At 67.9% G+C, this 19,094-nt stretch carries 22 protein-coding genes; 8 read left to right on the top strand and 14 right to left on the bottom strand.

The features are described 5' to 3' along the window. Positions 1–158 precede the first annotated feature (158 nt). Positions 159–863, top strand: a complete 705-nt coding sequence (locus E0H75_RS07570) for a TetR/AcrR family transcriptional regulator (protein ID WP_131512456.1) — start codon at positions 159–161, stop codon at positions 861–863. Positions 864–1,027: 164 nt separating this feature from the next. Here E0H75_RS07570 and E0H75_RS07565 read toward each other — a convergent pair whose 3' ends face one another. From E0H75_RS07565 to E0H75_RS07555, 3 genes are read right to left on the bottom strand one after another with little or no spacing between them, the layout of a single operon-like run. Further along, positions 1,028–2,419: a dihydrolipoamide acetyltransferase family protein gene (locus E0H75_RS07565; protein ID WP_131512455.1), complete on the bottom strand. Its 1,392-nt coding sequence runs from the start codon at positions 2,417–2,419 to the stop codon at positions 1,028–1,030. Continuing rightward, entirely contained in the window at positions 2,416–3,402 is a 987-nt protein-coding gene (locus E0H75_RS07560; RefSeq protein ID WP_131512454.1) for an alpha-ketoacid dehydrogenase subunit beta, read from the bottom strand. The genes E0H75_RS07565 and E0H75_RS07560 overlap by 4 nt, the downstream gene beginning before the upstream one ends. A 3-nt stretch (positions 3,403–3,405) precedes the next feature. Beyond that, positions 3,406–4,494 carry a thiamine pyrophosphate-dependent enzyme gene (locus E0H75_RS07555; RefSeq protein WP_131512453.1) on the bottom strand — a complete coding sequence of 363 codons (1,089 nt, stop codon included), beginning with the start codon at positions 4,492–4,494 and terminating at the stop codon, positions 3,406–3,408. A gap of 118 nt (positions 4,495–4,612) precedes the next feature. Between E0H75_RS07555 and E0H75_RS07550 the strand changes: the two genes are divergently transcribed. Beyond that, on the top strand, positions 4,613–5,101 hold the full coding sequence (locus tag E0H75_RS07550; protein ID WP_131512452.1) for an Lrp/AsnC family transcriptional regulator: 489 nt from the start codon (positions 4,613–4,615) through the stop codon (positions 5,099–5,101). Here the strand turns inward: E0H75_RS07550 and E0H75_RS07545 are convergent. Then, positions 5,098–6,078, bottom strand: coding sequence for a LacI family DNA-binding transcriptional regulator (locus tag E0H75_RS07545; RefSeq protein WP_131512451.1), 981 nt, complete (start codon positions 6,076–6,078; stop codon positions 5,098–5,100). The two genes, E0H75_RS07550 and E0H75_RS07545, sit on opposite strands and share 4 nt — an antisense overlap. A 78-nt stretch (positions 6,079–6,156) precedes the next feature. On the opposite strand from E0H75_RS07545, the gene E0H75_RS07540 reads away from it, so the two are divergent. Beyond that, a complete protein-coding gene (locus tag E0H75_RS07540; protein ID WP_131512450.1) occupies positions 6,157–7,470 on the top strand; it encodes a Gfo/Idh/MocA family protein in 1,314 nt (437 codons plus the stop codon). On the opposite strand, the gene E0H75_RS07535 is transcribed toward E0H75_RS07540, so the two are convergent. From E0H75_RS07535 to E0H75_RS07520, 4 genes are all read right to left on the bottom strand, one after another. Beyond that, positions 7,414–7,962: an AAA family ATPase gene (locus E0H75_RS07535; RefSeq protein WP_131512449.1), complete on the bottom strand. Its 549-nt coding sequence runs from the start codon at positions 7,960–7,962 to the stop codon at positions 7,414–7,416. The two genes, E0H75_RS07540 and E0H75_RS07535, sit on opposite strands and share 57 nt — an antisense overlap. Positions 7,963–7,972: 10 nt before the next feature. After that, a complete protein-coding gene (locus tag E0H75_RS07530) occupies positions 7,973–8,389 on the bottom strand; it encodes a VOC family protein (protein WP_131512448.1) in 417 nt (138 codons plus the stop codon). A gap of 58 nt (positions 8,390–8,447) precedes the next feature. Further along, positions 8,448–9,392: a hypothetical protein gene (locus E0H75_RS07525; protein WP_131512447.1), complete on the bottom strand. Its 945-nt coding sequence runs from the start codon at positions 9,390–9,392 to the stop codon at positions 8,448–8,450. Between the two features lie 86 nt (positions 9,393–9,478). Continuing rightward, a complete protein-coding gene (locus E0H75_RS07520; RefSeq protein WP_131512446.1) occupies positions 9,479–10,480 on the bottom strand; it encodes a magnesium and cobalt transport protein CorA in 1,002 nt (333 codons plus the stop codon). A 103-nt stretch (positions 10,481–10,583) separates the two neighbouring features. On the opposite strand from E0H75_RS07520, the gene E0H75_RS07515 reads away from it, so the two are divergent. Next, complete coding sequence (locus tag E0H75_RS07515; protein ID WP_131512445.1) at positions 10,584–11,546, top strand: 2-hydroxyacid dehydrogenase; 963 nt, start codon at positions 10,584–10,586, stop codon at positions 11,544–11,546. Here the strand turns inward: E0H75_RS07515 and E0H75_RS07510 are convergent. From E0H75_RS07510 to E0H75_RS07500, 3 genes are read right to left on the bottom strand one after another with little or no spacing between them, the layout of a single operon-like run. Further along, positions 11,536–12,045: a DinB family protein gene (locus E0H75_RS07510; RefSeq protein WP_131512444.1), complete on the bottom strand. Its 510-nt coding sequence runs from the start codon at positions 12,043–12,045 to the stop codon at positions 11,536–11,538. The two genes, E0H75_RS07515 and E0H75_RS07510, sit on opposite strands and share 11 nt — an antisense overlap. A 36-nt stretch (positions 12,046–12,081) precedes the next feature. Beyond that, complete coding sequence (locus tag E0H75_RS07505) at positions 12,082–12,960, bottom strand: alpha/beta fold hydrolase (protein WP_131512443.1); 879 nt, start codon at positions 12,958–12,960, stop codon at positions 12,082–12,084. Between the two features lie 19 nt (positions 12,961–12,979). Continuing rightward, positions 12,980–13,390 (bottom strand): VOC family protein, encoded by a 411-nt coding sequence (locus E0H75_RS07500; protein ID WP_131512442.1) that lies wholly within the window; start codon positions 13,388–13,390, stop codon positions 12,980–12,982. 90 nt (positions 13,391–13,480) lie between these two features. On the opposite strand from E0H75_RS07500, the gene E0H75_RS07495 reads away from it, so the two are divergent. Beyond that, positions 13,481–13,855: a VOC family protein gene (locus E0H75_RS07495; protein ID WP_131512441.1), complete on the top strand. Its 375-nt coding sequence runs from the start codon at positions 13,481–13,483 to the stop codon at positions 13,853–13,855. A 66-nt stretch (positions 13,856–13,921) separates the two neighbouring features. Here E0H75_RS07495 and E0H75_RS07490 read toward each other — a convergent pair whose 3' ends face one another. Then, complete coding sequence (locus tag E0H75_RS07490) at positions 13,922–14,359, bottom strand: hypothetical protein (protein WP_131512440.1); 438 nt, start codon at positions 14,357–14,359, stop codon at positions 13,922–13,924. Continuing rightward, positions 14,356–14,727 (bottom strand): nuclear transport factor 2 family protein, encoded by a 372-nt coding sequence (locus E0H75_RS07485; protein ID WP_131512439.1) that lies wholly within the window; start codon positions 14,725–14,727, stop codon positions 14,356–14,358. Before E0H75_RS07485 ends, E0H75_RS07490 begins: the two co-directional genes overlap by 4 nt. Positions 14,728–14,773: 46 nt before the next feature. Here E0H75_RS07485 and E0H75_RS44560 point away from each other — a divergent pair, with 46 nt between their 5' ends. The 3 genes from E0H75_RS44560 (at position 14,774) to E0H75_RS07475 (ending at position 18,509) form a co-directional block, all read left to right on the top strand. Beyond that, the gene (locus E0H75_RS44560; RefSeq protein WP_272948885.1) at positions 14,774–14,902 is read left to right on the top strand and encodes a hypothetical protein; all 129 of its coding nucleotides are present in this window, start codon (positions 14,774–14,776) and stop codon (positions 14,900–14,902) included. A gap of 527 nt (positions 14,903–15,429) precedes the next feature. Continuing rightward, on the top strand, positions 15,430–16,284 hold the full coding sequence (locus tag E0H75_RS07480) for an SGNH/GDSL hydrolase family protein (protein ID WP_238162882.1): 855 nt from the start codon (positions 15,430–15,432) through the stop codon (positions 16,282–16,284). A 320-nt stretch (positions 16,285–16,604) separates the two neighbouring features. Continuing rightward, entirely contained in the window at positions 16,605–18,509 is a 1,905-nt protein-coding gene (locus E0H75_RS07475) for a heparinase II/III domain-containing protein (protein ID WP_131512438.1), read from the top strand. Between the two features lie 3 nt (positions 18,510–18,512). On the opposite strand, the gene E0H75_RS07470 is transcribed toward E0H75_RS07475, so the two are convergent. Next, positions 18,513–19,091, bottom strand: a complete 579-nt coding sequence (locus E0H75_RS07470; protein ID WP_131512437.1) for a mycothiol transferase — start codon at positions 19,089–19,091, stop codon at positions 18,513–18,515. Positions 19,092–19,094: the final 3 nt, after the last annotated feature.

Raw genomic sequence — 19,094 nt, 5'->3', positions numbered from 1 at the left:
GCCGGACCGACCGGCGGCTTCGTCGTCGCTCCCCCCGGAGCCATCCCCGGGCGGCCCCGGGAACCCCGGAATTCTGGTCCTCACCTGTTCTCGCGCGCAAGGAATCTCATCGCGATCTAACGCAAAAACATCGTGTCAGTCCGTGAGACACTGTTTTCGTGCGCGAAGCAGATCAGAAGACGGTGCTCGGATCGGTGTGGTTGCGGACCGAGCCGGACGCGACCAAGTCGCCGCTGAGCCGGGACGACATCGTGCGTACGTCGATCAAGGTGCTGGACCGGGACGGGCTGGACCTGTTCTCGATGCGGCGGGTGGCGGCGGAGGTCGGCACGGCCGCGACCTCGGCGCTGTACTGGCGGATCGCCAACAAGAACGACCTGCTCGAGCTCGCCGTCGACCAGGTGCTGGGCGACGCGCTGGTCCCGCCCGGCGACGGCGACTGGCGCGACCAGGTGACAGTGGTGGTGCGAGCGGCGTATGAGGCGCTGTGGATTCATCCCTGGGCGCCGCAACTGCTGGCGTCGCATGCGGGGCTCGGGCCGAACTACCAGGCGCTGGCGGATCAGGTGCTCGCGATCCTGCGGGCGGCCGGGTTCAAGGGTGTTCATCTGGACTCGGCCGTGTCGGCGATCTTCCACTACCTGATCGGGTCCGCCGTCACGGACGCCGCGTGGTCGGCCGTCGTACGGCGCAGCGGCCTCAGCGAACCGGACTGGGCGTCCGAGGCGGGCGAGCAGCTGGGCGTGGGCGCGGCGAGTCTCGCGGCGTACTTGAACCGCGAGAACCTGGCGGGGCCGGAGGCACGTTTCACCTCGGGGCTGCGGGTCATCCTGGTCGGACTGCGGCCGCGGCAGCTCTCCTGAAACTCAGCTCGCCGGCTTCTTCTTACGAGTCGTGGGCTTCGGCTTGAGCGATCGGACGGAGGCGCACTCGGCCAGGACCCGCGGCCGTGAACACCTTGTGGTGGCTGTGAACAGGTCGTGCCGTGTCCGCTGTCTCCAGATCCTGTTCACGGCCGGGGGCGCAGCTAGAGGTCGGCAAAGGCTGACGCTGGGTTCTCGAAGGCGTCGGCGACGAATCGGAGGAACGCGGCCGCGGTGCCGCCGTCGCAGACTCGGTGGTCGAACACGAGCGACAGTTGGGTCAGCTTGCGGATCGCGATCTGGCCGTCGACCACCCACGGACGGTCGATGATCCGGCCGACGCCGAGGATCGCGACCTGCGGGTGGTTGATGATCGCCGCGCTGCCGTCGACGCCGAAGCTGCCGTAGTTGTTCAGCGTGAAGGTCCCGCAACCGAGCTCGTACGGTGTGAGCCGGCCGGTGCGCGCGGATTCGGTCAGTCGGCGGATCTCGCCGTCCAGGGCGCGCGTCGTCATCGTGTGCGCGTTCGCCACGGCCGGTACGACGAGACCGCGATCGGTCTGGGCGGCCAGGCCGAGGTTGATGCCGTCGTACTGGACGAGCTCCTCGCGCTCGGTGTCGACGAAGCCGTTCAGCTCCGGGTAACGCTGCAGGCCGGCCACCGTGAACCGCGCCATCAATGCCAACAGACCCGGCCCGGAATCCTTTGCCGAGCGCAACGACTCTCGCAGCTCGATCAGAGCGGTCGCATCTACATCCACCCAGGTCGTCGCCTCGGGGATCTCCGCGCGGCTCCTGGTCAGTGTCGCCGCCACAACCTTCCGGAACCCGCTCATGGGGATCCGCCGTAGCTCGGGCAACCCGGTCTGCGAGCTCACGTCCTCGACCTGGGGGGTCGGGGTCTGCTCGAACCGTTGCGCGATCGCCTGCTCGACATCCCGGCGAACGATCAACCCGTCCGGCCCGGAACCGGTCAACGTCTTGAGATCCACCTCAGCGTCCCGCGCGATCCGCCGCACCAGCGGCGAGATCACCAACGGCACCCGCCGCGCACTACCCGCGTCCGGAGCCGCCTTGGTCAACGCCGCGGGCGCCGGCACCTTCGCCGACGTAACGGAGCTGCGCGCCGGCTGGAGGTGGGGGCGGGGCTTGCGGCGCCGACCTGAGCCGGTGCCGGCACCCGTGCCGTAACCGACAAGCACACTGCCCGACCCGGCACGCTCTTCCTGCCGGTACGCCTCCCCTGCCACCTCGGACCGTGCGCCCTCGTCCTGCCGGCTGTTCCCAGCAGGGGCCGCGGGCTGCGCATCGGCCGATGGGCTGACCGCTCCGATGGTGATGAGGGGTTTGCCGACGGGGATGGTGGTGCCGGGGTCGCCGTGGAGTTCTTCGACGACGCCGGCGTACGGGGACGGGAGTTCGACGATGGACTTGGCGGTCTCGACCTCCGCGACCGGGGCGTCGACGGTGACGACATCGCCGACCTTCACCAGCCAGCGGACGATCTCCGCCTCGGTCAGGCCCTCACCGAGATCGGGAAGCAGGAAGGTGTTCACGAGTCCTCCCACTGCAGGTCGTCCACCGCGTCGAGGATCCGGTCCACGCCGGGCAGCTGGTACTTCTCCAGCTTCGGCGGCGGATACGGAATGTCGAACCCGGTCACGCGCCGGATCGGTGCGGCCAGCGAGTGGAAGCACCGTTCGGTGACACGGGCAACGATCTCCGAGGACACACTGGCGAACCCACTGGCCTCCGCGACCACGACAGCCCGCCCGGTACGCCGTACCGCCGCGCACACCGTCTCGTCGTCGAACGGCACGATCGACCGCAGGTCCACCACGGACAGCTGCCGCCCTTCGGCCGCCACGACCTCGGCCGCCTCCAGCGCGACCGGCACCGTCGGCCCGTACGCGATCAGCGTCGCGTCCGCGCCTTCCCGCCGTACGACGGCCGTGCCGATCCCCGGCTGGCCCTCGGTGAGGTCGATCTCCTCCTTGGCCCAGTAGAGCTTCTTCGGCTCCATGAACACGACCGGGTCCGGCAGTTCGATTGCCCTGCGCAACAACGTATAGGCGTCCGCAACCGTTGCCGGCGCGACGACGGTCAGCCCAGGGGTGTGCGCGTAGTAGCTCTCCGACGAGTCGCAGTGGTGCTCGACGCCACCGATCCCACCGGCGTACGGCATCCGGATCACCATCGGCAGGGTGATCTTGCCGCGGGTCCGGTTCCGCATCTTGGCGACGTGCGAGACGATCTGCTCGAACGCCGGGTAGCCGAACGCGTCGAACTGCATCTCGACGACCGGCCTCATCCCGTTCATCGCGAGCCCGACCGCCATCCCGACGATGCCGGACTCGGCCAATGGGGTGTCGAAGCAACGATCCTCGCCGAACTCCTCGGTCAGCCCATCGGTGATCCGGAAGACGCCGCCGAGTGCGCCGACGTCCTCACCGAACATCAGCACGGTGTCGTCGGCCTTCATCGCGTCGCGCAGAGCCTGGTTGAGGGCCTGCGCCATGGAGATCTTCATATGGGTCATTGCTCAGACCTCCTCTCGCGCCAGCTCGTCGCGCAGGAACGCCGCCTGCTCGCGCAGCTGCTGGGTCTGCTCGGTGTAGAGGTGCGCGAACAGTTCCCACGGGTCCACTTCGGGCTCCGGCATCAGTCCGTCGCGCAACTGCGTCCCGACCTGGTCCGCCATCGCCTCCGCGTGCTCCCGCACCGTGTCGTCGAGCCACCCCTGCTCGTTGAGGTAGGTCTCGAGCCGCTTGATCGGGTCGCGCTCCAGCCAGGGCGTGACCTCGTCGTCCTCGCGGTACCGGGTCGCGTCGTCGGCGTTGGTGTGCGCCTGCACCCGGTACGTGTGCGCCTCGACGAGCTGCGGTCCTTCACCTTCGCGTGCCTTCTTGACGGCTTGGCCGAGGACGGCGAGCAGTCCGGCCAGGTCGTTGCCGTCGGCCCGTTCGCCGGGGACGCCGTACCCGATGCCCTTGTGAGCCAGCGACGGCGCGACAGTCTGCCGCGCGAGTGGCACGGAGATCGCGTACTCGTTGTTCTGGATGAAGAAGACGACCGGTGCGTGGAAGACGGCGGCGAAGTTCAGCGCCTCGTGGAAGTCGCCCTCGCTGGTGGCGCCGTCGCCGCAGAGTGCCATCACCACCGTGTCCTCGCCCTTCAGCCGGGCCGCGTGCGCGACGCCGACCGCGTGGGTGAGCTGCGTCGCGAGCGGGGTGGACTGCGGCGCGACGTTGCGCGCGTACGGGTCGTACCCCGAGTGCCAGTCGCCGCGGAGCAGCGTCAGCGTCTCGATCGGGTCGACGCCGCGGCTCACGATCGAAACGCAGTCACGGTAGGTCGGGAACAACCAGTCGCCATCGCGCAGCACCATCGTCGCGGCGACCTGACAGGCCTCCTGACCGTGCGAGGACGGGTAGACCGCGAGCCGGCCCTGCCGAACCAGAGCACTCGCCTGGTCGTTGAACCGGCGGCCCTTGATCAACTCTGTGTAGCCGCCGACCAAGGCCTCCCGGTGAGGAAGCTGGTACGACGGGTGGTCGTGCTGTACGCCGTCCTGGTCGATCAACCGGACGGGTTCAGCGGAGGGGAGCAAACGCTCCTCGACGGTCGTCATTGACCCTCCATGCGCAGGAGACGGACGGTGGCCTCATCGTCGTACTTCTGGCCATTCGGATCCAGACCTGGAAGAATCACGAGACGTTTGGTCCGATCCAGCCGTACGAAGGAGCACGATGTCCGACGACGTGATGGTCCACCGGGCCGGTCCTGGACAGATGGTCGTCGCCCCGGCGCTGGACGAGGTCGACCGGCAGATCGTCGAGGCGCTCGGGCAGGACGGACGGCTGTCGATCCGGGCCCTCGCGGACCAGGTCCACATCTCCCGCGCGAACGCCTACGCGCGGGTCGAGCGGCTCACCGCGACCGGCGTGATCACCGGTTTCACCGTCACGGTCGACCCGCTGAAACTCGGCCTCGCGACCTCGGCGTACGTCACTCTCAGTCTCCGCCAAAGCTCCTGGCGAACCCTGCGAGAACAACTCCAGGCCATCCCCGAGATCAAACACATGGCCCTCGTCGGCGGCGACTTCGACGCCATCCTCCTGGTCCGAGCTGCCGACAACGAAGGCCTCCGCCGAGTGGTCCTGGAAAAGCTCCAAGCCATCCCCGAAGTCCTGGCCACCCGAACAGCCCTGATCTTCGAAGACCTCGGCACGCTCTAGCAGCCGCAGGATTTGCGGAGGATCAGGTCGGTCGGGTAGGTGAGGGACTGGACGGCGTCCTCGCCGTCTATGAGGCGGCTGACGGCCTCTCGGGCCATCCGGTCCAGGGGTTGGCGTACGACGGTCAGGGGTGGCCAGCTGTATTCGGTTTCGGCTGTGCCGTCGAAGGCCAGGACCGCTATGTCGTCGGGGACTCTGAGGCCGGCTTCGTGGATCGCCCGGAGTACGCCAACTGCTTGCAGGTCCGAGCTGGCGAAGATCGCGGTCGGTCTTTTCGTTGCCGCTAGCAACTCTTTGCCGGCGTCGTATCCGCCCTGCCGACTGAACCTGGCCCGCGCGGTCGGACCGTCCTCGAGCCCTGCCTGCCGAAGTGCATCCCGCCAGCCAAGCTCACGCTCCGGCGCCCGACCGCCCGTGCCGCGACCGCCGATCACCAGCCCGATCGTGCGATGGCCGTGCTCGATCAGATGCTTGACGCCGGCCCGCGCACCCGCGCGGTACTGCGGCCGGACCGAACTCACAGTCGGCAACACGCGGTTGATGGCGATCACGGGGATGCCGACCTCGGTCAGGTCCGGGTCCTCGGTTGGTGCGACCAGCAGCAAACCGCTCACCTGCCGGATCAGCAGTTCGGCGATCTTCGCCTGCTCAGTCACCGGATCACCGTCGGCGCTGGTCTGCAGTACGACGTACCCGCGGGCCGACGCCTCCTTGTCGATCGCCTTGGCGAGCTCGGCGAACAACGGGTTCCCGCCATCCGGCGTGATCAGTCCGAACGTGCGCGTCGTACCCATCCGCAGCGCCCGGGCGGTCGCGTTCGGCCGGTAGCCGAGCACGCGGATCGCCTCGAGGACGCGCTCCCGGGTCTCCGGCGCGACCCGGCGCGGACCTTCGTTCACCACATAGCTGACCACGGCGGTGCTGACCCCGGCGTACTGCGCCACGTCGTTCCGGGTGACTGGGGTGGCCTTCGGCATGTGCCGATAGTACGACGGTTGACCGGTCTGGAAAACGCTTGCTAGCGTGCTGTTCTACACGAGTAGAAAGGGTCCGCCGTGCCCAGACGTTATGCAGTCGCCGGAACCGGGTCGCGAGCGCGGGCGTATGTCCGCGCGATCTTCCAGGACCACCCCGAGGAGGCGCGGCTGGTCGCCCTGCTCGACCCGAACCAGGGCCGCCTCGCCTTCCACGAGCGGTACGTCAAGGAGCTCGGTGGTCCCGAGCTGCCGCAGTACGGCGCCGACGATCTCGAGCGGATGATCAAGGAGCAGTCGGTCGACCGGGTCGTCGTGACGAGCCCCGACTACACGCACGCAGCGGTCGTGTCCCGGATCCTGCGTGCCGGCGCCGACGTGATCGTGGAGAAGCCGCTGACCATCGACGCGGACGGCACCCGGCAGATCGTCGCCGCGATGAACGAGTCCGGCAAGTCCGTGGTCGTCACCTTCAACTACCGCTACTCGCCGCGGAACAGCGCGCTGCGGCAGGTGATCGCGGACGGCGAGATCGGCACCGTCACCAGCGTCGAGTTCCAGTGGGTGCTCGACACCCGGCACGGCGCGGACTACTTCCGCCGCTGGCACCGCGAGAAGAAGAACTCCGGCGGCCTGATGGTGCACAAGGCCTCCCACCACTTCGACCTGGTGAACTGGTGGATCGCGTCGAAGCCGACCAAGGTGTACGCCTCCGGCGGCCTGTTCTTCTACGGCGCGGACAACGCGGCAGCACGTGGCCTTGGGCAACGACCTGCGCGGGGCACGATCGAGGGTTCGGCCAACGATCCGTGGTTGCTGGATCTGCGCACCGACGAGATCAACCGGCAGCTGTACCTGGAGAGCGAGCAGTACGACGGGTACCTGCGCGACCAGGACGTGTTCGGTCCGGGGATCACGATCGAGGACAACATGGCGGTGATCGCGGAGTACGCGAGTGGTGCCCGGCTGAGCTACTCGCTGAACGCGCACTCGCCGTGGGAGGGCTATCGGGTGTCGGTCAACGGCACCGCGGGCCGCGCCGAGCTCGAGGTCATCGAGCGGGCGGCTGTGATCGATGATCAAATCGACCCGAGCTACCCGTCGGACCGGGTGATCCCGGGCGACGTGCGCTCCAACGGCGAGCGGCTGGTCCTGCAGAAGCACTGGGCACCCGCGGTCGAGGTCGAGATCCCCCGCGGCGTCGGCGGTCACGGCGGTGGCGATCGCCTGCTCTATGACGACCTCTTCAAAGGCCCGGGCAACGACCCGCTCGGCCGCGCCGCCGACGTCCACGACGGCGTCCGGGCCGTTGCCGTCGGCATCGCTGCCAACCAGTCCCTAGCCACCGGTCAGCCGGTCGTCATCGCCGACCTGGAGTTGGGCGGCTGGGTCTAACCCGGTCTCGCGCAGGATCCGCTGGACGGTCGCGTCGAGCGAGCTGGTCTGATCGATCACCGTCTCGCGCGGCCACTCCAGCAGATCCTGCGGCCGGTACCACTCGGCCATCGCCTCGGCGGTGAATGCGCTCGCCTTCTCCCGCGTCGCATGCCGCCGAACGGTCTCCTCGAACGGAATGTCCAGGTAGTAGAAGTACGCCGACCCCGCGTAGTCACGGGCGAGCTCCGCGAACATCTCGGCGTACCCGAGGGTCGGCATGATGCCCTCGACCACAGCGTGAAAGCCCCGCCCGAGCGCATGCCGCGCGATCTGCCCGATCATCGGAATGCTCGCGTCGTCCGGCCGCCCCGGCTCCTGAAAGATCGTCCGCCGCACATAGTCCTGCTCAATCCAAGCAACCCCAGGCCCATACGCCGCCCGAACACCTCCAACAACCGAACTCTTCCCCGAGCCGGAGTTACCTCTAATGACAATCAGCCGGGGGTCCACCTGTAGATGTCTACCAGGTGGTGGGGAGGCCGGGGCGGTGGGTGCCGAAGGTCCACTCGTAGCCTTCGGGGTCGGCTACTCGGCAGCGGTAGTTGCCCCACTCGGTGGTGGCCGGGGTCCAGATCGAGTCGGCGCCGGCGGCTAGCGCGGTGGCGTGGATGGCGTTGACCTCTGCCTCGGTGTCGAAGGCGATGTAGGCGCCGTGGCCGACGGTGTCGCCCTTGCGGGTGGGCCTGTCGTAGCCCTCCTCGTCGGTGAAGAGCGTGAAGGCCACGCCGCCGTACCGCATCTCGGCGTGCATGATCCCGCCCTTGTCGTCCGGGACCTCCGTCGTGGTCTCGAAACCGAAGGCCTTCTCCAGCCAGCGCAGGGCGCCGACCGCGTCGCGGTAGCCGAAGTACGCGTGGAACGTTGCTGAAGTAGTCATGTACCCAGCATCGATCGAGTAGCGGACAGCCCTCGTCCGCTACTCGATCAACCTCCGACTACTTCTGGAACTGGCCCGGGCCGAGGACCTGCCAGCCCCTGGTGGCCGGCGTCTTGATCAGGTCGAGCGGCATCGCGAACGTGTGCACGACCTTGTTCGGCCGGCTGATCGCCCAGAACGTCGGGTGCCGCGGGTTCGAGCGGTCCCACGCGATGCCCTGGCCCTGGACGTCGGGCAGGTCGACGGTGGCGATCCAGCGCAGCTCGGCACCTGCCGTCGGCAACTCCATCACGTACGCCTCACCGAGGTCGTGACCGGTCAGCCAGAGCCGGCCGTCCGGGCCCCACGAGCCACCGGAGTTCGACATCGGCTTGAACCGGTCCAGGATCGGCTTCGGGATCGTGTACGACGCGAGCGGCTCGAACTTGTCGTTCAGCTTCACGATCTGGGTGTTGTAGGTCTGGCCGTACGGCTCGTTGGTGTCGTCGGAGATCTCGTCGTAGTTGGCGAAACCGGCCCACCACGCGCCGTCGTGCCGGTCCAGCCAGGTGAGCGAGCCGCGGTAGATGCCGAACGAGTACGAGTCGATGTGCTTCATCGTCTTGGTGTCGAACACCTCGATCGAGCTCTCCATCGGCCACTCGGGGTAGTTCGAGTGGACGGCGTACAGCTTCGAACCGACGACCACACCGCTGTCCATGTGCTTGAACGGACCGTCGGCGTCGCCGGCGAACTGCAGCAGCGGCTCGCCGGTCCGGCGGTCGTGCTTGGTGATCGTCCGATTGTTGACAGCGTAGAAGTACTTCGCGTCGACCGCGATCGCCTGGTTCGCGTCGAACGCGGCGTACGACGCGAGCGGCGTCACCGGGTACGACGGCGGCTCGGCCGTCGCACTGGCCTGCGCAGCGGGAGCCGGGGCCGCGGGACGGACGGCCGAGGCGGATGGGATCGCTACAGCGGCCAGGACGGCCGTCGCGGCGATGAGGGCGGGGAGCTTTCGCATCACAAACCTCCGAGGGGATGGATCCTGCTCCCCGACCCTCGGTGCCGCACGGGAACGACCGCGGACGGCCGCGTGAACCTGCCGCGTCAGGTAGGTTGCCGGGCCGCTCGCTGCCGGCGGAACCAGACGAAGAGTGCGAGGCAGGGAATCAGGAGGCCGCCGACCCCGAGGACGAGGAAGTCCCACTCCGCGCCGATGTGGTCGACCAGCCAGCCGAAGTTCTGGCCGAAGAACCCGGTGACGAAGGTCAGCGGCAGGAACACCGTGGCCAGGATGGTGAGCTGCTCGATCGTGGCGTTCTGCCGGACGCTGACCTTGGTCTGCTCGACCGAGATCACCGCCATGTTCGCCTCGAGCACGGTCGCGAGCAGGTCCCGCTGGGCGGCGACCTCCTCGTTCACCAGCACCAGGTGATCGTGTACGTCGCGGAAGTACGGCAGCAGGATGGTGTTGCGCGCATCCCGCTCGATCGTCGCGAGGACGGCGAGCAACGGGTGGACCGCGCGGTAGAAGTCGGTGACCTCGCGACGGAGGAAGTAGATCCGCTCGGTCGGTGCGACCGAGCCCGCGAACACGGTCCGCTCGACCTGCTCGATGTCGCGTTCCAGCTCAGCCACGACCGGGCCGTAGCCGTCGACGACCTGGTCGAGGATGGCCCACAGGACGGAGTTCGTGCCGACCTCCAGCAGCTCGGGCCGTTGCTCGAGACGGATCCGGGCGCTGTGCAGGTCGCTGGCGACACCCTGGCGGACCGTGATCACGAACGACGGTCCGACGAACACGCTCACTTCGCCGAAGTCCACCTCCTCCCGCTGGTCGTCGTACCGGGCGGTGCGCAGGATGACGAGGCGGATGTTGCCCTCGTACGGCTCGACCTTGGGGCGGAGGTGGAAGGTCTGCGCGTCCTCGACGGCCAGTTCGTGCAGGCCGAAGCTCTCCCGGACCTGGACGAGTTCCGCTCCGGTGGGCTCGAACATGCCCAGCCAGACGAATCCGCCCTGCTTGCAGTGGGCGGCGGCATCCTCGACCGACATCGCGCCGGTGTGCTGGCGGTGTCCGTCCCGGTAGTAAGCGCAGTCGATGATCATGGTGACCTCCTCCCCCGATCGTCGTCCGTTCCGGTGGTGGGAAATAGGGTTGGGCGGGAAAGCGGCGGTGAACATCGGTGCAGGATGCGCGAGGAGGACTCTGATGGGACTACCAGTGGTGCTGATGCCGGGACCGATGCACCCGGCGGTCGCGGCCGGTCTGGTCGGTCACTGTGAGCTGATCCGGCTCTGGGAGGAGAGCGACCCGGACGCGGTCCTCGCATCCCGCCGCGACGAGATCGTTGCCGTCGCCACCGGTGGTTCGCTGATCGACGGCGCGTTCCTGGACCGGTTGCCCGCCGTACGCATCGTGGCGAGCTTCGGCGTCGGGTACGACCGGATCGACGCGGCCGCGGCGGCCGAGCGTGGCGTCGTGGTAACGAACACGCCTGGCGTACTGGACGACGAGGTCGCCGACACCGCGCTCGGGCTGCTGCTGATGACGGTCCGCGAACTGCCTCAGGCCGAGCGCTACCTGCGCGCCGGCAAGTGGCAGGAGGACGGTGCCTACCCGTTGACCAAGGCAACGATGCACGGCCGCCGGATGGGCATCCTCGGTCTCGGCCGGATCGGGCAGGCGATCGCGGACCGGGTCGCTCCGTTCGGCATCTCCATTGCCTACCACAACCGCCGTCGCAAGGACGTCGGCTACCGCTACTACCCGTCGCTGCTGGACATGGCGCGCGACGTCGACACCCTGATGATCGTCATCCCCGGTGGCGATTCCACCCGCCACCTGGTGAACGCCGAGGTCCTGGCGGCACTGGGACCGGACGGCATCGTCATCAACGTGGCCCGCGGCTCAGTCGTCGACGAACAAGCCCTCGTCGACGCCCTCCGCGACGGCACCATCCTCGCAGCCGGCCTCGACGTCTTCGAACACGAGCCAAAGGTCCACCCCGACCTGCTGACGCTCCCGAACGCCGTCCTTCTCCCGCACGTCGGCTCGGCCACCATCCCCACCCGCAACGCCATGGCCAACCTGGTCGTCGAAAACCTCACCAACTGGTTCGCCTACAACGCACCACTCACCCCGGTCCCGGAGTCCACCCCGCTCACGACGTAGGCAGGTCCCAGATTCGGTTGGTCTGCCAGGCGTATTCCCAGGCTTGGATGTCTGGGGGCTCGATGCCGAAGCCGGTGAGGATCGCGCAGACCTGCTCGCGGTGGTGGTTGGCGTGGTTGATCGCCTGCGCGATGAAGATGCCGAGCCGGGTACCGCGGGTGTTGTTGTCGACGATGATGATGCGCTCGACGTCGATCGGCTTGGACAGGACGTCCTCCCAGACGGCGCCGGCCTCGTCGTTCCAGCGTTCGAGCGCGTCGAAGTCCGGTGTCCCATCGCTGTCGACGAAATCGAGGGGGCTGTCGGCGATGCGGCGTACATAGCTGCCGTCGCAGCGGACGATGTGATCGAGCGTCGCCACGATCCCGCCGTACGTACCGACGCCGGTGACCTCGAGTTGCTCGGCGGTCAGGCCCTGCGCGCGGCAGAACTGGATCAGGCTCTTGGTCGCCCAGTTGTTGTGGCGGATCGGGTCATACAGCACATCGTTGAGTCCCATACTCCAGGCTAGACCGCGGGCATCGCGCTCCTGTACTCAATTTCCGCCGGCCAGCGTGGTGAGGACGTCGTCCCAGTGGTCGTGCAGTAAGCCGAGGTGCGTGGTCTGATCGCGGACGACCAGAGTCGCGTGCGGGAGGTGCGCGGCGAGCCAGTGGGCGTTGCGGACGGAGGCGTTCGCGTCGACTTCGCCGTACCAGAGGAAGGTCGGGCAGGTGATGGCCTCGAGGACGAAATCCCAACGCCTGAAGGAGATCGCGGCGTCGCGGAGGTAGCCGTCCGGGTTCGCGAGCGCTTCGCGGACCGCGGCTGCGGCGGCCGTCGCTCCTTGCCTGGTAGCGATGTCGGCGTCGTACGGCGGTAGTTGCGCGACGAAACGACGCACCAGGGCTTCATCGTCTGGATCGGTCGGGTTGAGATGGTCGACGTATTGCTGGAAGTCGGCGCGCATGGGCTCGACGGCCTCGTCCGGAGTCATGCTCGCGAGCCGGGCGAAGAAGGCTTGCTCGTCCGGGCCGAGGTCGTCGCGGTGGTACGGCGGGTGCAGCTCGGGGACGTTGGCTGGGCTCGCGAGTACGCCGACTGCGGTCACGCGGTCGGGATGCCGCGCGGCGCAGGCCAGCGCGTATGGCCCGCCGATCGACATGCCGAGCACGGCGAATCGGCCGATCGCGAGCGCATCCGCGACCGCCACGACATCGTCCGCCACCGACAGGTGCGTCGACGCGTGCGAATCCGACCGCCCGTAGCCCGGACGGTTCACCGCGACGAGGCGCACGTCGGCACGCAGCGCGGCTTGCTCGCCCGGATACGCGGCATGCCGGGTATCCGGGCAGCCTGGCAGGAACAGCACCGGCGTGCCGCCGGGAGAGCCGCCGGCCCACACCTGGACCCAGCGACCGTCCCCCAGCCACACTCCTGCGTCAGCCTGCGGATCAGCTGTTGGCGACGTTCACCATCCAGCTGACGCCGAACTTGTCCGTGACCATGCCGAACTCGTCGCCCCACATCTGCTTCTCCAGCGGGACCGTCACCTTGCCGCCGTCGGACAGCTTCGCGTAGTACCCACGCAGCTCCTCGCCGTCGTCACCGCTCAGGCTGATCGCCATGTTCTCGCCCGGGTTGTACGGCATCCCCTGCGGGGTGTCGGCCGCCATCAGGGTGAACCCGCTCGGCGTCTCCAGTTGGCTGTGCATGAGCTTGTTGTCGTCGTCAGGACCGTGGCTCGCGCCGAACTCCGCGAACGTGTTCGACTGCACCTCGCCCCCGAACACGCTCTGGTAGAACTCCATCGCCTCCCGTGCGCTGCTCTCGAACTGGATATACGGATTGAGTCGAGACGCCATTGGAAATCTCCCCTTCCCCCTACGAAAACCGCTCTTTTTCCGCACAGTAGACCCCGCCGCCGACAGTCCGCGAGCGGTTAGGGTCTGCGCATGATCCTGCGACACATCACCATCGATGCCGCGAACCCGTACGAGCTCGCGCAGTTCTGGGGCACCGTCACCGGCTGGCCGCTCGGCGAGGGCGACGAGCCGGGCGACGACGAGGTCCTGGTCGACGCGCCCGCGCCGATCCCCGGGATGCTGTTCATCGCCGTTCCGGAGGCGAAGTCGGTCAAGAACCGCGTCCACATCGACTGGGTGCCGACCGAGCGGACCCGCGACGAGGAGGTCGAACGCCTGCTCGGCCTCGGCGCCAGCATCCACGAGGACCACCGCCTGCCCGACGGCCGCGGCTGGGTCACCATGCTCGACCCCGAGCGCAACGAGTTCTGCATCGAACGCAGCGAGGCCGAACGGGCCTCCTGACCTCAGCCGACAGGTCCGCGCGTGGATTTCGGTGAGTTCGTCAGCAGCGGGCTCCCCGGCGGCGTCTCAGACCTCAGGGCTCGGCGGGAAGCGGTCGAGGTAGGCGCGGGCACGCGGTCGGGGATCTTGGTGGTACTGGTGGGGCATCCGGTGCCAATGGTCGGCGCAGAAAGTGGCGAGGTCGGTCGGGATCGGCCGGAGTTCCCAGCGCCCCGACTCGAAGGCGGCGGTCTCGGCGAGGACGTCCACCTCGCGCGTCCAGCCGTCGTGGTCGAACGCCCAGGTCCCGTCGGTCGCGATCACGTGCGACGGGCTCTCGTCGCCGGCCTTCCACATCCCTGCGAGCCGGTACGCCGGGTGCCGCGCGACGAACTCCCAGGCCAGGATGTGGCACGCGCCCGCCGCGAAGAACGCCTGGTCGGAGCGGTTCCACGACACCTCCTGGTCCGCCCGCTCCTCCGGCGTACGACGGAACACGCCGGATGGGGTGTACCGCTCCCTCACGTGATCGCCGTGGCCTGCGACCAGCGGATCTGCCAGCCGTCGGGCGTACGGCGATAGCAGTCGAGATGCCAGGCCTCGAGATCCCCGGGTTCGCGGCCACCGACGGAGATCTCGATCGCGGACCGGTACCGCAGTACGGCGACGTCACCGTCGAGCATCACGTCGATCTCGGTGATCGGTTCGAAACGGCGGTAGTCGATCTCGCCGGACTCGATCCCGCCCAGGTACTCCGCCTTGGTCCAAGCGAGCCCGCTAGGCGTCACGATGACGAAGTCGTCCGCGTGAACTGCCTCGGCCTCGGCGATCTTGCGGTCCACGAGCCAAGTCAGCCGGTCCCGCTCGATGGTTCGCAACCTGTCAGCTTCCACCCTCGAAAACCTACCGTTCGCCCAGTTCGTCCGTCATGCTCGACCCATGAAGTGGTTCAGGCGAAAGAAGAAGGACCCGAAAGACCGCGACACCACGCCCCGCCAGCCTCCCCCCGCCGAGGTCAAAGACCTCCGAGCCCGCCTGACCAGCGACGGCTTCACCCTCAAGCACTGAGCCTTCCCTCAAACCCTCAGACCGGGTCAGCCACCCACCCAGCAACCAGCTGACCACGAGCTGACCGAGCAGGCTCGTCCACAGCCGCCCCACGGCGCACAGACCGGCACCACGACCACATCCGCCCAGACCGCACACACCGGCACACCGACCACCTCCGTCTCTGCGAGGAAGCCGTTGCAGTCGACCACGGGCGACAGCCCGCCCTCAAGGCGGGCGGGAGCGTCCGCGAGCACGCGACGCCAGGACCGCGCGTAGCGGATGCGTGGGACAGACTCCTACACCCGTCGGATTACCAAGCGCCAGCGGGCTGGCACGCTGTGAGGTTGTTGGGGGTGTGCAACTTTCTGCGCCGCCCAGACATCAAATGATGTAGAGGCGTTGGCGCCGCTGGGTGTTTGCTTGTCCGGCCTGTCTAGTCTCTCTTCGGGCAGGGCGCCCGCGGATCGTGCAACCTTTTGCACGGTTGGCGGCGTGAAGGATGTAGAGGGTTCGGTAAAGCGTGAATCTGGGGGGAGTGACGGCTGTTGAGTCAGCGACGGCGGCTGCGTGAGCATGTCATCGACCCGATCGTCGCCATCACGGTGACGCTTGCGGTCCTGACCCTTATCGGCGGCCTGCTGGTTCTGCTGGAGCCCCCGCGTCCGAGCACCGCGATCAGCAACGTCATCGCCCCCGATCCCTCCGCCGGCCAACCGTCTGAGCCGTCCATCGGCGGCGCGCCGGAGCCGGCCGATCCTGCGCCGGCCCAGGAAGACTATGGGTCGGGGAAGCTGGGCTCCTGGCAGAACCTGTCCCGCCGGATCGCGTCCGAGGACCAGATCCGGGACGCGCTGATGTTCAACGGGATCTTCATGTTCGGCGACAGCATCTCCGTCCAGGACGGTGCGGCCCTCGAGCACCTGGTGACGGCGCAGACGGGCGACTCGATCGCCAGCCACGACTGGTCCGGTGAGCCGGCCTCGGCCGCGGTCGACGCGCTGGCGGAGTGGTCACACCGCTACGGCCTGCCCGGCCGGATCGTGATGGCGGTCGGCACCAACGACATTTTCGACCCGCCGGCGTTCGCGGCGCAGGTCGAGCGCACGATGGCGATCGTGGGCCCGGTGCGGACCGTGTACTGGGTGAACGTGCACGCCGGCCGCTTCAAGAAGTCGGCCGCGGTTCGTGCCGCCGACGAGCGGAACAGCGCCTGGATCAACCAGCAGCTCGACCAGGTCGCGGCGCGCCACCCGAATCTGAAGATCGTGCGGTGGGCCGAGTATCTCGCCACGCAGCCGAGCGGGCCGGCGACGTACCTGCGCGACGGCGTACACACGACTGAGCCGGTCGGCCAGGACGCCCGCAACTCCCTGATCCTGAAGGCGATCCAGGGCCGCTGAGCGTTGCCCTTCCGGGCACTCCGGGAACCGAAGTAGGGGACCCGGACAACCTTTTGTGTGGGTCGAACCATCAAACACACAGACGAGGCATTCACCTTGGGGGACAGATGACGGCGAAGCTCGAGTAGGCACCGCACGCCCGCGGCCACGCAACGTTTCCCGGTGTTCAGGTAGGCGCAAAACACCCACACCCACGGCCGTGGCCAAGCCGCCGGCCGTGGCGACACCATCACCGGACCAGTTCACGGGACACGCCTGTCCTTATACAGGTCTAGACCGTAAACACGCATGCCCTCGGGAGCGTGCAGTGAGGAACGACCATGCCCGCGCACCGCCTTCGCCTGGCCGGCACGACCTTGCGACTCAGCCTCGCCCTGCTGCTGAGCGCGGTCGTCGTCGTGGTCACCCTGGTGATCCCCTCGAACGACTCCACCCCGGAGGCCGCACCGGACCCGACCGTGCTCCGGACCCCCGAACCGCCGCCGGTCCCGTCGACGAAACCGGCGCCGCCGCATCGCGACGGCTACGCATGCCCGACGTACTCCGGGATCGATCGGCCGAATCCGCTGGCCAACCTCTACCGCGACACCTTCACCTGGGGAACCACAGCGCCGTACAAGGTCGGCGACGGCAAGGGAAACATCAACTGGCGCGTGAACCCGGACAACAACCCCAGTTGGTACATGTGGCTGCACTCGCTGCGCTGGCTCGGGCAGGGGATCACCGCGGCCGGCAAGGGCGATCGGAAGGCACTGGCCCGGGTCACCGCGATCGCACACGACTGGGTGAACGACAATCCGTACTCGTGGAAGGGTGACGCCGGCGCGTACGAGTCGACCATGCACCGGACGAACGTACTGATCTGCTTGCGGCAGGCAACTTTGTCCGCACTGCACGTGTCCCGGCTGCCGCTGACCTATTCCTGGCTGGACAAGGCGTTGCTCGACCACGCCTGGTTCCTGCAGAAGAACTGGAGCGGCGCCTGGAACCACGGCACGGACGAGAGCATCGCGCTGTTCGGCGTCGGCTGCACGCTCAGTCGCAGTGATCTGAAGAAGCTCGCCGTCAGCCGGTTGACCAGCGCGATCACCACCTCGATCGACGCGCAGGGTTCGACCAACGAGCAGTCCACCTCGTACGCGCAGTTCAACTATTCGCTCTGGGGCCGGGCCGTCGACGTACTGCAGCAATGTGGCGTCGACCCGGGTACGACGATCAAGGCGCGCCGGCTCGAACTCGCGAAGTGGCTCGCGCTCGGCACCAACTCACTCGGCCGACTCCACCAGATCGGCGACACCGAGGTGGTCAAGACCTACCCGTTCCCAGGGACCGGGGCCCTCGAGTACGCCGGCAGCCTCGGGACCCGCGGGATCCGGCCGACCCAGCGGGTCGGGATCTTCGACGCCGGGTACATCTTCGGCCGGACCGGATGGGGTGAGACCAGGCCGTTCACGCAGGAGTCGTCGTACAGTATCCGGTTCGGACCGGCGCGGGCGGTGCATGGGCACGACGACCACACGTCGATCACGTACACCGCGCGCGGCCGCGACATCCTCGTCGACGGTGGGCACGCCGGCTACAAGAACGACGACTGGCGCGTGTGGGCGAAGAGCGAGTTCGCCCACAACGAGATGACGGTGCTGGGGACGGACTCGGCGCGCCCCACGACGAAGCTGGAGCGGTCGTCGATCGCGAAGACCTCGGAGTTCTACGAACTGAGCGACTCGCTGGGCGAGGGCATCGATCGGCAGCGAAGCGTGCTGGTGCTCAAGGACCCGGACCTGATGGTCGTGCTCGACCGCGGTACGTCGTCGTCGAACGAGGACTACCAGACGCTGTGGCATCTGGCGTCGGACCAGAAGGTGACGGTCCATGGCACGCAGGCCGTCGCGCTGGCGCCGGGCGACCGGACCAAGACCACGCTGCTGCAGATCCCGTTCCAGCAGGACGCGACGCCGATCAAGGTCGCGACCGGCGAGACCGACCCGATCCAGGGCTGGCACTTCCTGACCATCGACAAGCGCAAGCCGGCGCCGGTGGTGAAGTTCACGCGGTCCGGGCGGAGCGCGTCGATCCTGTCGGTCATCGTGCCGACGCGCTCCAACGCACCGGTCAGCTACACCACGTCGTGGCAGGGGTCACGGATGCTGATCAACCTCAAGGTCGACCAGGTCACGACCACAGTCGCGGTCGCTCCGGACGGGACTCTGCAGCGGATCAAGTGAGTGTCAGGCAGGTTGGGAGGTCTTGGCGCCGACGGGGTGCCAGCCGTCGGGCGGGTCTTCGCCGACCCGCCCGTCGATGGATTCGCGGATGAGGTCGGCGTGGCCGGTGTGACGCCCGTACTCCTCGATCAGGTCGCAGACCAGGCGGCGCAGGCTGGCGTGCTGCCCGTCCGGCCAGGTGATGTGCGCAGGCTGGTCGAGCCCACCGTCGGCGATCGCCGCCTGCAGGGTCGCCCGGGACCGCTCGACCGCGCCGTCCCACCACGCGTACAGCTCCTCCGGTGTGTCGTCGACGGCTGAGTTGAACTCCCAGTCGTTGTCGTCGTGCCATCCGTTCACGGTCCACGGGTCCCCCATCGGTTCGCCCCGGAACTTGACCTTGAACATGTAGTCCTCGTTCGCGGCCAGGTGCTTCAGCAATCCGCCGATCGACATCGTCGACGCACCGATCCGAGCCTGCATCCCGGCCGCATCCAACTCGTCCGCCTTGAACCGGAACGTCGTACGCAACCGCTCGAGCGCCCCAACCAAGTGCGCAAACTCATCACCCGCCAGTGGCGGTTCCCACGGAATCAAGCTCATTCC

The organism is Kribbella capetownensis, assembly GCF_004331485.1.
Taxonomy (GTDB): Bacteria; Actinomycetota; Actinomycetes; order Propionibacteriales; family Kribbellaceae; genus Kribbella; species Kribbella capetownensis.
Note: the sequence above shows the minus strand (reverse complement) of the source record. Positions and strands in the feature narration are given on the sequence as shown.